The sequence below is a fragment of the Marinicauda pacifica genome (assembly GCF_004793635.1).
GTDB lineage: Bacteria > Pseudomonadota > Alphaproteobacteria > Caulobacterales > Maricaulaceae > Marinicauda > Marinicauda pacifica.
Genome location: NZ_SRXV01000001.1, coordinates 1,297,354 through 1,310,931, shown reverse-complemented (window position 1 = coordinate 1,310,931; position 13,578 = coordinate 1,297,354). Strand labels below are relative to the sequence as shown.

At 65.2% G+C, this 13,578-nt stretch carries 15 protein-coding genes; 12 read left to right on the top strand and 3 right to left on the bottom strand.

The window, feature by feature from the left end; translation table 11 throughout:
- Positions 1-52 precede the first annotated feature (52 nt).
- Positions 53-1,465: a metalloprotease TldD gene (tldD, locus tag E5162_RS06315; RefSeq protein WP_135944068.1), complete on the bottom strand. Its 1,413-nt coding sequence runs from the start codon at positions 1,463-1,465 to the stop codon at positions 53-55.
- 91 nt (positions 1,466-1,556) lie between these two features.
- Positions 1,557-2,219, bottom strand: a complete 663-nt coding sequence (locus E5162_RS06310) for a hypothetical protein (protein WP_135944067.1) — start codon at positions 2,217-2,219, stop codon at positions 1,557-1,559.
- 247 nt (positions 2,220-2,466) lie between these two features.
- On the opposite strand from E5162_RS06310, the gene coxB reads away from it, so the two are divergent.
- From coxB to E5162_RS06260, 10 genes are all read left to right on the top strand, one after another.
- Positions 2,467-3,336, top strand: a complete 870-nt coding sequence (coxB, locus tag E5162_RS06305; RefSeq protein WP_135944066.1) for a cytochrome c oxidase subunit II — start codon at positions 2,467-2,469, stop codon at positions 3,334-3,336.
- A 12-nt stretch (positions 3,337-3,348) separates the two neighbouring features.
- Positions 3,349-4,983, top strand: a complete 1,635-nt coding sequence (gene ctaD, locus E5162_RS06300; protein ID WP_135944065.1) for a cytochrome c oxidase subunit I — start codon at positions 3,349-3,351, stop codon at positions 4,981-4,983.
- Between the two features lie 25 nt (positions 4,984-5,008).
- Positions 5,009-6,049: a heme o synthase gene (locus tag E5162_RS06295; protein ID WP_135944064.1), complete on the top strand. Its 1,041-nt coding sequence runs from the start codon at positions 5,009-5,011 to the stop codon at positions 6,047-6,049.
- Positions 6,046-6,282, top strand: a complete 237-nt coding sequence (locus tag E5162_RS06290; RefSeq protein ID WP_135944063.1) for a hypothetical protein — start codon at positions 6,046-6,048, stop codon at positions 6,280-6,282. Before E5162_RS06295 ends, E5162_RS06290 begins: the two co-directional genes overlap by 4 nt.
- 5 nt (positions 6,283-6,287) lie before the next feature.
- Entirely contained in the window at positions 6,288-6,869 is a 582-nt protein-coding gene (locus E5162_RS06285) for a cytochrome c oxidase assembly protein (protein ID WP_135944062.1), read from the top strand.
- A 120-nt stretch (positions 6,870-6,989) separates the two neighbouring features.
- Positions 6,990-7,883 (top strand): cytochrome c oxidase subunit 3, encoded by an 894-nt coding sequence (locus E5162_RS06280; RefSeq protein ID WP_135944061.1) that lies wholly within the window; start codon positions 6,990-6,992, stop codon positions 7,881-7,883.
- A gap of 3 nt (positions 7,884-7,886) precedes the next feature.
- Positions 7,887-8,258 (top strand): DUF983 domain-containing protein, encoded by a 372-nt coding sequence (locus E5162_RS06275; RefSeq protein ID WP_135944060.1) that lies wholly within the window; start codon positions 7,887-7,889, stop codon positions 8,256-8,258.
- Positions 8,259-8,267: 9 nt separating this feature from the next.
- Complete coding sequence (locus E5162_RS06270) at positions 8,268-8,957, top strand: SURF1 family protein (RefSeq protein WP_135944059.1); 690 nt, start codon at positions 8,268-8,270, stop codon at positions 8,955-8,957.
- An 87-nt stretch (positions 8,958-9,044) separates the two neighbouring features.
- Positions 9,045-9,623 carry a GNAT family N-acetyltransferase gene (locus tag E5162_RS06265; protein ID WP_135944058.1) on the top strand — a complete coding sequence of 193 codons (579 nt, stop codon included), beginning with the start codon at positions 9,045-9,047 and terminating at the stop codon, positions 9,621-9,623.
- Positions 9,572-10,783, top strand: a complete 1,212-nt coding sequence (locus tag E5162_RS06260) for an EAL domain-containing protein (protein ID WP_135944057.1) — start codon at positions 9,572-9,574, stop codon at positions 10,781-10,783. Before E5162_RS06265 ends, E5162_RS06260 begins: the two co-directional genes overlap by 52 nt.
- Positions 10,784-10,796: 13 nt before the next feature.
- Here the strand turns inward: E5162_RS06260 and E5162_RS06255 are convergent, their stop codons facing one another.
- Entirely contained in the window at positions 10,797-11,378 is a 582-nt protein-coding gene (locus E5162_RS06255) for a YqgE/AlgH family protein (RefSeq protein WP_135944056.1), read from the bottom strand.
- A 146-nt stretch (positions 11,379-11,524) separates the two neighbouring features.
- Between E5162_RS06255 and E5162_RS06250 the strand changes: the two genes are divergently transcribed.
- Positions 11,525-12,007, top strand: coding sequence for a peroxiredoxin (locus E5162_RS06250; protein WP_135944055.1), 483 nt, complete (start codon positions 11,525-11,527; stop codon positions 12,005-12,007).
- A 189-nt stretch (positions 12,008-12,196) separates the two neighbouring features.
- Positions 12,197-13,570 (top strand): MBL fold metallo-hydrolase, encoded by a 1,374-nt coding sequence (locus E5162_RS06245; RefSeq protein ID WP_135944054.1) that lies wholly within the window; start codon positions 12,197-12,199, stop codon positions 13,568-13,570.
- Positions 13,571-13,578 lie beyond the last annotated feature (8 nt).

The following is a 13,578-nucleotide window of genomic DNA, read 5'->3' as shown; positions in this document are numbered from 1 at the left end:
CACGTCCAAGTTACTACACGGTAAGCTTTCGACAATTTCATGCAGGGGAAAGTCAGCCCGCGCCGCCGACGGTCAGGCCCTTGATCTTGATCGTGGGCTGGCCGACGCCCACCGGCACGCCCTGACCGGCCTTGCCGCAGGTGCCGACGCCGGGATCCATCATGAAGTCGTTGCCGACCATCGAGACCTGGGTGAGCGCGCTCGGCCCGTCGCCGATGAGGGTTGCACCCTTGATCGGTTCGACCACCTTGCCGTTCTTGACCCGGTAGGCCTCGGTGCAGCGGAAGACGAATTTGCCGGAGGTGATGTCGACCTGGCCGCCGCCGAAATTCTTCGCCCAGATGCCGTCCTTCAGGCTGGCCACAATCTCGTCGGGATCGTCATTGCCGGCGGTCATGATGGTATTGGTCATCCGGGGCATGGGCGCGTGGGCATAGTTCTCCCGGCGGCCATTGCCGGTCGGCTCCACGCCCATCAGGCGCGCATTCTGGCGATCCTGCATATAGCCGACGAGCACGCCGTCCTCGATCAGCGTCGTGCGCCGGGTCGGGGTGCCTTCGTCATCGAAGCTCAGCGAACCGCGGCGCTCGGAGATCGTGCCGTCATCGATGACGGTGACGCCCTTGGCGGCGACCTGCTCTCCGACGCGGCCGGAAAAGGCGCTGGTGCCCTTGCGGTTGAAATCGCCTTCCAGACCGTGTCCCACCGCCTCGTGCAGAAGAATGGCCGGCCAGCCGGCGCCGAGCACGACTTCCCATTCGCCCGACGGCGCATCGACGGCCTCGACATTGACCTTGGCCACCCGCAGGGCTTCGTCGGCGAGCGATTTCCAGGCATCGGGCGCGAGCCAGCGCTCGAATTCCGCGCGTCCGCCGGCTCCGGCCGAGCCGGTTTCCCGGCGCCCCTTGCGTTCCACGGTGACCGAGACGTTCAGGCGCACCAGCGGGCGCACATCGGCGCGCACATCGCCATCAGCGCGCACGATGCCGATCACGCGGCGTTCGCTGGAGAGCGAGCAGGAGACCTGGACGACCTCGCTGTCGCGGGCGCGGCAATAGGCATCGATTTCGGCAAGCAGCTTTGCCTTGGCCTCGAAGCCGGGCTGGCCGATCACATCGACATCGTCATAGAGCTTGATATTCGTGCCCGGCGGGGGCGGAGCCATGATGGCGCTTCGCCCCTTGCGCGCGGCCGCAGCCGTCTCGCCGGCGCGGCGCAGGGCGGCCAGGCCGCTATCGTTGGAATGGGCAAAGCCGGTGGTCTCGCCGAACACGCCGCGCAGGCCGTAGCCGCGCTCGGAATCGAAATTGGCGATCTTCAGCCGGCCATCGTCGAATGCAAGCGATTCCGATGTCGCCGTTTCCAGGAAGAGTTCGCCGTCATCGGCGCCGTCCAGATTGTCCGCCAGAACCTGGCGGGCATCGTCGGCGTCGAAATCGAAGGCGGCGAAGGGATTGGCGGTCATGGAAGGCTCCATCCTTGAGATTGCTCAAGACATAAAGCCTTCACACCCCCGATGCGAGGGCACGCCCTGTATTTTGCCGGTCGCGGCGAGGCTAGCGGTCTGTGTCTGCCGGGGGGAGCGCGTCGAAGCGGGCGGGCTGGCGGGCGATGAGCGCGTTCTGGCCGCCATCGAGCTCGGCGGCCTCGAGATAGGCGTCGCGCGCCTCGTGAAACCGGTCCTGGCCTTCGAGCGCGATCGCCAGGTTGAGCCAGGCCAGCGCCGGTTCGTTCAGCGTCTGGGAGAGGGCGGTGTTGGCGGCCTCTTCGGCGTCCTGGTAGCGGCGAAGCTCGATGAGGGCCGCGGCGCGGTTCAGCGCAACAGCGCCTGACTGGGGCAGCAGGTCCGCGGCCTGGTCGAGATCGGTGAGGGCGGCGGGCGCATTGCCGCGGCGAATCTGATTGACGGCGCGATTGACGAGGACCTGTCCGCGTTCGCTTTCCGAAAGTCTCGTGTCGCGCAGCAGGATATCGCAGGCGCCCAGCGCCCGCGCATCGCCGCGCTCGGTGCGTGCCCCCGATTCGCACTCCGTCCGGGGTCCGTCGGGCGCGGGTTGCGCCTGGTTCGTGGCCGAGACCGGCTGGCCGTAGCCTCGACCGGAGACGATCAGGACGAGGACCGCGGCCAGTACCAATGCGCTGAGGAGACCGCCTGCAGCGCCGATAACCGTTTCAGAAAAGACTTTAAAAGACCGTAGCTTGCGCTCACGCGTCGTCATGGTTATGCCCCTCGTTCAACAACCCGGCCTCACTGTAACAACAGGAGGCGGCTCGAACCAAGCGGGTAAAGACCTAGTTAAGACTGCAACTGAAACCCGAGGGTCCGGCAATGCTGCTGAAAAAACCTTGCGGGTTGCGACAAAAAGGCGCTTAAAGCGCCCTGACAGCCAGCGGTTGGCGCTCTATATTCCGCCGCAATTGACGGGAAGTACCGCCGTCGTCCTGTATCAAACCTTCGGGGGAGTCATGCGCTTGAAGGCCGCTCTTGGAGCACTCGCTTCGCTTTTCGTCCTGGTGACCGGGTCCGCATCCGCGACGCCGAATCAGGTTTATGCCCGCGACGGGCAGATCGGCTTCCAGCAAGCCGTGACCCCGATCATGGAAAACATCACCGCCTTCCACTCAATGGTGTTCTGGCTCATCGCGGCCATCACCCTGGTCGTGGTGGCGCTGCTGGCCTGGGTGATGATTCGCTACAACGCGAAATCGAACCCGACGGCGGGCCGGTTCAGCCACAACACGCTGGTCGAAGTCGTGTGGACGGCGGTGCCGGTCATCATCCTCGTGGTGATCGCCGTTCCCTCCTTCCAGCTTCTGTATTTCCAGGACGTGATCCCGGAGAGCGATTTCACCATCAAGGCGACCGGCAACCAGTGGAACTGGAGCTACGAGTATCCCGACCACGGCGGATTCTCCTACGTGGCCAACATGCTGCCTGAAGAAGAGCTGGCGCCCGGTCAGCCGCGTCTGCTCGCCACCGACCTGCCTGTCGTCGTTCCGGCGGGCGCCACGGTGCGTGTGGAAGTCACTGCCTCGGACGTGATCCACAACTGGGCGATGCCCTCCTTCGGCATCAAGATGGACGCCATTCCCGGCCGCCTGAACGAGACCTGGTTCGAAGTCGGCGACGAGGATATCGGCATCTATTACGGCCAGTGCTCGGAGCTGTGCGGCCTGCGCCACGCCTTCATGCCGATCGAGATCCATGTCGTTCCCCAGGACGTATTCGACGCCTGGGTCGCTGCGGCGAACGAGGATCCGTACGAAGCACCGAGCGTGCTCGCGGCCCACTACGATGCAACGGCGCGCGAGACCCGTCTCGCCGCGGCCGAGTAAGGAGAGGCAATCATGTCAGCTGAATCTGCTGTCCAACACGATCACACGCCGTCCATGTGGGACTGGAAACGCTGGGTCTTCTCCACCAACCACAAGGACATCGGCACGATGTACCTGATCTTCGCCATCGTGGCGGGGGTCATTGGTGGCGGCCTCTCCGGCCTCATCCGCTGGGAGCTGATGGAGCCGGGCCTCCAGGTCTTTACCGGTGAGAATACCGGCTGGGGCGCCATTTTCGGCAACGAGCACAACTATAACGTCGTGACGACGATGCACGGCCTGATCATGATCTTCTTCATGGTCATGCCGGCCATGATCGGCGGTTTCGGCAACTGGTTCGTGCCGCTGATGATCGGGGCGCCGGACATGGCGTTCCCACGCATGAACAACATCTCGTTCTGGCTTCTGCCCTTCTCCTTCGCGCTGGCGCTTCTGTCGATGTTCGTGCCGGGCACGGGGGGCGAGAACGGGTTCGGCGGCGGCTGGGTGCTCTACCCGCCCTTGTCGACCACCGGCCATAACGGGCCGGCCATGGACCTGCTGATCCTGTCCCTGCACATCGCGGGCATCAGCTCGATCCTGGGCGCGATCAACTTCATCACCACGATCTTCAACATGCGCGCGCCGGGCATGACCATCCACAAGATGCCGCTCTTTGCCTGGTCGGTGCTTGTGACGGCCTTCCTCTTGCTGCTCTCGCTGCCGGTTCTGGCCGGTGCGCTGACCATGCTGCTGACCGACCGCAATTTCGGGACGACCTTCTTCGATCCGGCGGGCGGCGGTGACCCGGTCATGTTCCAGCACCTGTTCTGGTTCTTCGGTCACCCGGAAGTCTACATCCTGATCCTGCCGGGCTTCGGCATCATCAGCCACATCGTGTCGACCTTCTCCAAAAAGCCGGTCTTCGGCTATCTGGGCATGGCCTATGCCATGGTCGCCATCGGCTTCATCGGCTTCATCGTGTGGGCGCACCACATGTATACGGTCGGTCTGAACGTGAACCTGAAGGCCTATTTCGTGGCGGCGACGATGATCATCGCGGTGCCCACCGGCATCAAGATCTTCTCGTGGATCGCGACGATGTGGGGCGGCTCGATTTCCTTCCGCACGCCGATGCTGTGGGCGATCGGCTTCATCTTCCTGTTCACCGTGGGCGGTGTGACCGGCGTGATGCTGGCCAATGCCGGCGTCGACCAGTCCCTGCACGACACCTATTACGTGGTGGCACACTTCCACTACGTGCTGAGCCTGGGTGCGGTGTTCTCGATCTTTGCCGGTTTCTACTACTGGTTCGAGAAGATCTGGGGCGTGAAGTACAACTCGGTGCTGGCCCGTATCCAGTTCTGGCTGTTCTTTGCCGGCGCGAACATCATCTTCTTCCCGCAGCACTTCCTGGGCCTGGCCGGCATGCCGCGCCGCTACGTGGACTATCCGGACGGCTACGCCTTCTGGAACATGGTGTCCTCGTGGGGCTACGTGATCATGGCTGTCGGCATGGTGGTGTTCTTCGTCCTGCTGATCGAAGCGGCCATCCGCCGCCGGCCGGCCGAAGCAAATCCGTGGGGTGAAGGCGCAACCACGCTGGAGTGGACGCTGTCCTCTCCGCCGCCCTTCCACCAGTTCAACGAGCTGCCGAAAATCAAGTAGGCGGCGCTCAAGCCAGAGGGCTTTTTTGACCCCAAGCTCTGTCGATAAAAGCGAGGGCGGCGCTGCACATGCGGCGTCGCCCCCGCCGTTTCAGGACGAAACGAAATCGGGCCCGTCCGCCGCGATCGCGGGGCCGCGCGACTATTTCGACCTGATGAAGCCGCGCGTCATGACGCTGGTGGTCTTTACCGGGCTGGCCGGCCTGGTGGCGGCGCCGGGTGAGATCAACCTGTTTGCTGCCATCATTGCCGTGTTCGCGCTGGCCGTCGGGGCCGGGGCGGCCGGGGCCATCAACATGGCTTACGATGCCGATATCGACGCGGTCATGCGGCGCACACGTCTGCGCCCGGTCGCGCGCGGGATCGTGCCGGTCTCGGAGGCCTATACCTACGGCATCGTCTTCGCGATTATGTCGGTGCTGGTGATGGCCATGGCGACGAACTATGTCGCGGCGGGCTTGCTGGCCTTCTCCATCGCATTCTACGGGCTGGTCTACACGGTCTGGCTCAAGCGCAGCACGCCGCAGAACATCGTGATCGGCGGCGCGGCCGGGGCGTTCCCGCCGATGATCGGCTGGGCCGCGGTGACTGGCGGGGTCGAGCTGAACTCGATCCTGCTCTTCGCGATCATCTTCCTGTGGACGCCGCCCCACAGCTGGGCGCTGGCGCTCTACAAGTCGGGCGACTATGCCGCGGCCGGCGTGCCGATGATGCCGGTGGCCAAGGGCGCCAGATCGACCCGCATCCAGATCATGATCTACACGCTGGCCTATCTGGCCGCGACCGCGGCGCCGCTGGTGACCGGGCTCGGCGGCATCGGCTATGGCGTGGCCGTGATCGCCGGGGGCGGGCTCTTCTTCCTGCTCTCCCTGCGCGTGCTGATGTCGAAAGCGGGCGAGGCGAACGCCGCAGAAGACGAGCTTTATGCCGTGCGGGCCGGCGACAAGGCTGCGCGCGACCTGTTTGCCTACTCGATCGCGCACCTGTCGCTTCTTTTCGCCGCATTGCTCGTCGAGCACGGAGCTGGTCTATATGTTCCGCTCAGCCGTATTGGATGGATTGGATGACACACCCCGGCGATTCGCCAGAGACCCACGGGAGCGATGAGACGCAGACCGGCGCGCACGCGGACGGTCCGGGCGCCGTCAATCCTGTCGAGCGCACCGATCTGAGCGCGCAGGACAAGGCTCAGCGCAACAAGCGCAATCTCGCGATCGCCTTTGGTTTGGTCGCGTTCGTGGTGCTGATCTTCTCGATCACCGTGATGCGCCTGGCCTCGAACATTTCCGCAGGGGGCTGAGAGCGATGCGCCTGCTTCCTGCCGACAAGAATTTGCGCGTTCTGACCGTGTGCGCGGTTGCTGCGGTCGGCATGGTCGGTGCCGCCTATGCAGCGGTGCCGCTCTATGACCTGTTCTGCCGGGTGACCGGTTATGGCGGGACCACGCAGGTGGCCCAGTACGACGCCGGGCAGATCATCGACCGCTCGGTGACGGTGCGGTTCGACGCCTCCATGGCGCGCGGTTTTCCCTGGGAGTTCGAACCCCAGCAGCGCTCGATGGAGCTGCAGCTGGGCGAGACGGCGCTGGCCTTCTACCGGGCGACGAATACCTCGGACCGCCCGATCACCGGCGTGGCCACCTATAACGTCACCCCGTTCAAGACGGCGCCTTATTTTTCCAAGCTGGAATGCTTCTGCTTTACCGAGCAGACTTTGCAGCCGGGCGAATCGATGGACATGCCCGTCCTCTTCTTCGTCGATCCCTTGATGGATGAAGAAGAAAGCCTGGACGATGTGCGCACCATCACCTTGTCCTATACGTTCTGGGAGGCAGGCCGCGATCGTGACCGCGCCGCGCCCGAAAACGCGGCAGGGCAGACGCGCTGACGCGCCAGAGAAACTGCTGACCCGGCAAAGCCGGACAGCGCGAAGGAATTGATAGGGGGCAAGGGCGCCGCTATAGGTGCGGTCAAACCCCCGTAAGACTGGGACTTGCAGGAGAGCACCATGGCCGGCGGAGCCGTTAAACACGACTATCACCTGGTAGAACCGAGCCCGTGGCCCTTTACCGGCTCGCTCGGCGCCTTTGTCATGGCTCTGGGCGCTGTCGTCCAGATGAAGGGCCTGTCCAGCAATGAAGAGAGCTGGGCCTATTTCTTCCTCCAGGACGGATCCTGGTGGCTGCTGGGCCTCGGCTTCCTGATCGTGGCATACACGATGATCGGCTGGTGGACCGACGTGATCAAGGAATCACGCCGCGGAGACCACACGCCCGTCGTCGATATCGGCCTGCGCTACGGCATGATCCTGTTCATCGTCTCCGAGGTGATGTTCTTCGTGGCCTGGTTCTGGGCCTTCTTCGAGATGGCGCTGTTCCACGAGGCGCGCGCGGGCGCGACCTGGACCGGCGAGGCGATCGGCGTCGACTTCTCGGCGTGGGAAAGCTGGCCGCCGCCGGGAATCGAAACCTTCGATCCCTTCCACCTGCCGCTGATCAACACGATGATCCTGCTCCTGTCGGGCACGACGGTCACCTGGGCGCACCACGCGCTCCAGCACGGTGACCGCAAGGGCGCCAAGATCGGCCTCCTGCTGACGGTCCTGCTGGGCCTGTGCTTCACCTCGCTGCAGGTCTACGAATACGCCCACGCCCATTTCGGGTTTGGCGGATCGCTCTACGGCGCATCCTTCTTCATGGCGACCGGTTTCCACGGGGCACACGTGGTCATCGGGACAGTGTTCCTGCTGGTCTGCCTGCTGCGCCTCATGGCCGGCCACTTCACGCCGCAGAAGCATTTCGGCTTCGAAGCCGCCGCCTGGTACTGGCACTTCGTGGACGTCGTCTGGCTGTTCCTGTTCGCCTTTGTCTACGTGGTCTTCGCCGGACAGGTCGCTCACTAGACCATGACCGAACCCAGCCCCTTCTCTGCAGGTCTCGCGGGACGGTGTCCGCGCTGCGGGGAAGGGCGCTTGTTCGAGGGCTTCCTGACCATTGCGCCGGAGTGCGAGACCTGCGGGCTCGATTTTTCCGGCGAGGATGCGGGGGACGGGCCGGCCGTCTTCATCATGTTCCTCGTCGGTGCAATCGTGGTCCCGCTCGCGCTTCTGCTACATCTCTGGCTCGCGCCGCCGACCTGGGTTCATCTCATCATCTGGATTCCGGTGGTAATCGGGTTGAGCCTCTGGTTCCTGCGCCCGTTCAAGGGCGTGATGTTTGCCCTCCAGTACAAGCATAGCGCCCGGGAAGCCCGGCTGGACGAGGACGGAGATGAGTAAGGGACCGCGATGAAGTTTCGTCCGCTCCTCGTGCTCACGCTGTTCACCCTGCCTGCGCTCGCCCTCCTGGTCTGGCTGGGAAGCTGGCAACTGGAACGCGCCGCCTGGAAACGCGCCGAAACCGACTCCTACCTTGCTGCGGGCCTGCGCCCGCCGGCCGATCTCGAGACGCTGTTGTGCGGCGATGAGGTGGTGGCCGGTCAGCGGGTGGCGCTGGAGCAGGAGCCGAGCGGCGAGGCCGTGCGTCTGTACGGCGTGGACGCGGGCAACCGCCCCGGCTGGCGCCTGCTTCGCCCGGTGGACGCGCCGGACTGTGCCGAGGGCTACGATACGGTGCTGGTCGAAACCGGCTTTGAACCCCTGAACGGGGAAGAGCGAGCGGCGACCGGCGAGTTCAGGCTTTCCCGCGCCCCGGGAACGGGCATGTTCACACCCGCCAATAGTCCGCAGGCCAACGAGTTCTATACGCTCGCCCCCGAAGCGATGGCCGCCCGTCTCGCGCCGTCGGGCACGCCCAGCGGCGACGTTCTGGTCGCGCGTGGTGCGCAGAGCCTGCCGCCCCACCTGTCCCAGACCCCGCCCTCGCGCCATTACGGCTATGCCATTACCTGGTTCGGTCTCGCCGCCGCGCTGATCGGGGTCTACCTGGCATTGCACATTGCGCGCGGCCGGCTGATATTCACGCGATCGAAAGACTGAACGGGTACAGTCATTTGCCTGAGCCGGTTTTCCGCGTGACTGCGTGCTGCGAAAACCCGATGATGGGAATAAAGAGGGAGGCGGGTCGTGGCACTGTGGCGGGACGACAATCCGGAAACAATTCTCTACAGCGAGAACATCTGTCTGCGCCATCCCAGCCTGGACGACTATGACAGCTGGGCCAAGCTGCGCTTTGCGAGCCGCCGCCATACCGAGCAGTGGGAACCGGCCTGGGCCGAAGACGAGCTGACCCGCTCCGCCTTCAAGCGCCGCCTGCGCCGCTACCAGAGCGATATCGAGAGCGGGCAGGGTTTTCCCTTCTTCATCTTCCGCGCCAGCGACGATGTGCTTCTGGGCGCCTGCAATCTGAACAATGTCCGGCGCGGCGTGCTGCAGACGGCGGATCTGGGATACTGGATCGGCATGCCCTATCAGCGCCGCGGCCATACGCGGGCAGCCGTGCGCCGCGTATTGTCCTACGCGTTCGAAACGCTGAAGCTGCACCGGATCGAGGCGGCGACCCGGCCGGAGAACGAGGCCTCGCGCGCCCTGCTCCTGTCGATCGGTTTCACGCCGGAGGGGGTCGCGCGCAAATACCTGAAAATCCACGGCGAATGGCACGACCATCTGAAATTCGCGATTCTGAAGGACGACCCGATCCGCTGATGACCCAGGGCGCGGACCTGTTCGCCGCCGCCGCCAGGGCCGCGGGCGCCATCGCGCTAAGGGCGGATCTGGACTCCGGCGCGCTCGGAATCGAGGGCGATGCAGCGCCGTTCGGTATCACTGCCACTCAACGCGCGGCGCATCTTTCCAGTCTCAGGGCCCAGATCGCCCAGACCGACGCCCACGCCTTCGACGGGCTGTACAGTGCCGGGCCGGTGGATGTGCGCCTGCGCCTGGTTGGCGAGGACCGCCATGTCCGTCATGTGCGCCTGACCGGGCGCACTCGCGATGGCGTCTTCGAGGGAATGCTGCTGATTGCCGGCGCGGCGCCGCGCGGCGGGACCGAGAAGCTCGACCGCGAAGCGGATCTGACGCGCGACCTGCAGGCCGGCCGCGTCATACCCTTCTACCAGCCCATCATCGACCTGGACTCGGGGCGTCTGGCCGGGTTCGAGGCCCTGGCAAGATGGCGCCGGCCCGGCGAATCGCTCGTGGCGCCGGATGATTTCCTGCCGCTGGCTGCGGAGATGAATCTGATCGCCGAAGTCGGCGCGCGCATCCGCGAAGGCGCGATCCGCGACCTGGCGGCGTGGCAGCAGGCCGGGCTGGAGCTGGGCGGGCTTTACATCGCCGCGAACGCCACGGCGGGCGAGGTCTCCGCCCCCGGTTTCGTGCGCGCCCTGATCGAGACAATCGATGCGGCGGACATACCGCGCGACCGGTTCAAGCTGGAAATCAACGAGAGCGAGCTGATGCTGGCCCCGGAGGCCGTCGTGCTGGCCTGCCAGGCGCTCAAAGAGGCCGGTATCTGCCTGGTGATCGACGATTTCGGAACGGGCTATTCCTCGCTCGCGCGTCTGGACCAGCTGCCTTTCGACGTGCTGAAGATCGACCAGTATTTCATTCGCGCCCTGGGCAGCGCCCCGGACCGCAATCCGCAGGCGCGCTCCATCGTCACCTCCATCGTGGAGCTGGCGCGCGCCTGTGAGATGGATGTGGTCGCCGAGGGCGTGGAGAGCGCGGCGAGCGCGGACGCTGTGCGCCAGCAAGGCGTCCGGTTCGCGCAGGGCTTCCAGTTCGGCAGCGCGGTGCCCGCCGACGAGGCCGAAGCCTGGATCATTGGAGGGGCCAGCGGGCGCTTCGCGGGCCCGGCGGCCTGATCGGGCGCCGTGTTCAGGCGTGTCCGCTCGACGCGCTCAGAAACTCCGGCGCGATGCCCAGCTTGCCCAGCGCCTTCTCCCACTTGCGGTCGAAATCCTCGGCAAAGAGCAGGTCCTCGTCCGGATCGACGACGAGCCAGGCGTTCGAGCCGATCTCGTCTTCCAGCTGGCCCTCGGTCCATCCCGCATAGCCCAGAGCCAGAAGGCAGCGGCGCGGCGGTGTGGAAGAGGCGATCGCCTCGAGAATATCCTTGGTGGCCGTCAGGCCGACGCCGGGGCCGATGCCGAGCGTGGTCTCGTCGCTGGCATAGTCGTCGGTGTGCAGGACAAAACCGCGGTCGCGATCGATCGGCCCGCCGAAGAGCACGGCCTGATCGGGGGCTTCGATTTCGGAGGTGACACCCAGCTGCTCGAACAGGGTCGGCAGGCGCAGCGCGTCCATCGGCTTGTTGACCACGAGCCCCATCGCGCTGTCATTGGAATGTGCGCAAACCAGCACGACGGACCGGTCAAAGCGCGGATCGCCGATGGCCGGACTGGCAATCAGCAGGCGTCCGGTCAGATAGTCGGGCTTGTGGTGCGTGTCCTCTGTCATGGGTCCAGTCTCGGCACGCGGCCCTGTCTTGTCCAGAGCCGGTGCAGTGCGCCGTGGCTTGGCGCGGAGGGGGCGCGCCTCTATCTGTGGAGAGACATCCCGTGCCGCCGGTTCGGGAAAGCGATGTTTCAAGCGGAGTTTTGACGATGGTGATCCAGGTAGGCGATACGCTTCCCGACGTGACTTTCATGACCATGACGCCCGACGGCCCGACGCCGGCCAGCACAGATGACGTCTTCAAGGGCCGCACCGTGGCGCTGTTCTCGGTTCCGGGCGCGTTCACCCCGACCTGCTCGGCCAAGCACCTGCCGGGCTTCATCGAGAAGGCCAGCGAGCTCAAGGCCAAAGGAATCGACCGGATCGTGTGCACGGCGGTCAACGACGTCTTCGTGCTCGATGCCTGGGCGAAGAATCAGAATGCCTCCGATCAGGTCATGATGCTGGCTGACGGCAATGCCGACTTCGTGCGCGCGCTCGGTCTCGTGATGGATGGCTCCAAGTTCGGCATGGGCGTGCGCGGTCAGCGCTTCTCGCTCGTGGTCGAGGACAAGGTGGTCAAGCAACTCCATGTCGAGGAAGCGGGCGACTTCAAGGTCTCCAGCGCCGAACACATGCTGGATAGCCTCTAGCGCCCCCACTACAGGCGTGACGAGACTGCCCCGGGCCGGATGCGGCCCGGGGTTTTTCGTGTCTGGACACGGCTCCGGGAATGGTTCCCGGGAATGGCTCTGGAGGTGTGCGGTATTGACCGGGAACGTTCGCCCGGCGGTTCGGGTTCTCGGCGTACCGGCTATGCTGAGAAGGGAGCTGCCCCCGCGATGTTCGTCGAGACCGTCAAGACCGAAGGACTGGCCCATCTCTCCTACATGGTGGGCGACGGCCAGTGCGCCGCCGTGATCGATCCGCGCCGCGATGTGCGCGTGTACGAACGCATCGCCCAGCGCCGCGGCGTGACCATCACCCACATCTTCGAGACCCACCGTAACGAGGACCTGCTCACCGGGTCGCAGAACCTGGCCAACCGCACCGGGGCCGAGGTGCTGCGCGGAACGACCGACGAGTATGACGTGCCCTACGCGCAGATGGTGCGTGAGGGCAAGCGGGTCGAACTCGGCCAGGCCAGCCTGACCGTCGTGGAGACACCCGGCCACACGCTGGATTCGATCTCGCTGGTGCTGCGCCACCACGAAACGGGCGAGAGCGCACTCGGCGTGTTCACCGGCGATGCGCTCTTCGTCAACGATGTGGGCCGCACCGACTTCTACCCGGACCGGGCCGAAGAGGTGGCCAACCTGCTCTACGATAGCCTGCACGAGAAGCTTCTGCCGCTCGGCGACCAGACAGTGGTTTATCCCGCCCACGGGGCCGGCTCCGTGTGCGGGCAGGGCATGGCGACGCGCGATTTCTCCACGCTGGGCTATGAGAAGGCGCATAACCCCCGTCTCCAGCTATCGCGCGAGGCCTTCGTCAAAGCCAAGACGGGCGAGCATCACGACTACCCGCCCTATTTCCGCAAGATGGAAGAGCTGAATGCGAGCGAGGGCCCTGGCTTGCGGGTCTGCCCGGTCCTGCCGGGACCGATCCCTGTCGATGCCTTCGCCCGCAAGCAGGAGGAAGGGATGCTGGTGGTCGACCTGCGCATGGCCGAAAGCTTTGCGGGGGGCCATGTGCCGGGCTCGATCTGCCTGCCGGCTGACATGATCGCCAGCTTTGCCGGCTGGGTGCTGCCCTACGATACGCCGCTGGGACTGGTCGCCGCGAGCGCGGAGCAGGCCGAACGCGCGGCGCTCGACCTTGCCCGCATCGGTTATGACCGGATCGAGGGCTATCTGAACGGCGCCGTGATCGGCTGGGCCAAGACCGGACGGCGGGTGGAGACTTTCGGGGCGATTGACGGGCCGGACTTCAAGGCGGCGCTCGATGGCCAGACGGACTTCACCGTGCTCGACGTCCGCTCCAAGCCGGAAGTGGAGGAGGCGCGGGTCGAAGGCTCGACGCATATCTTCATCGGCGAGCTGACCGGCCGCCTCGATGAGCTGGACAAGACAAGACGCGTCGTCACGTTCTGCGGCTCGGGCCAGCGCGCCGCCATCGCGGCCAGCCTGCTTCAGCGCGCCGGCTTTGAGGATGTGAGCGTGAACTGGGGTTCGATGGCGGCTTGCCAGGCCTTGGGGTGCCGTCTGGAGCGCTGAGCGCGACC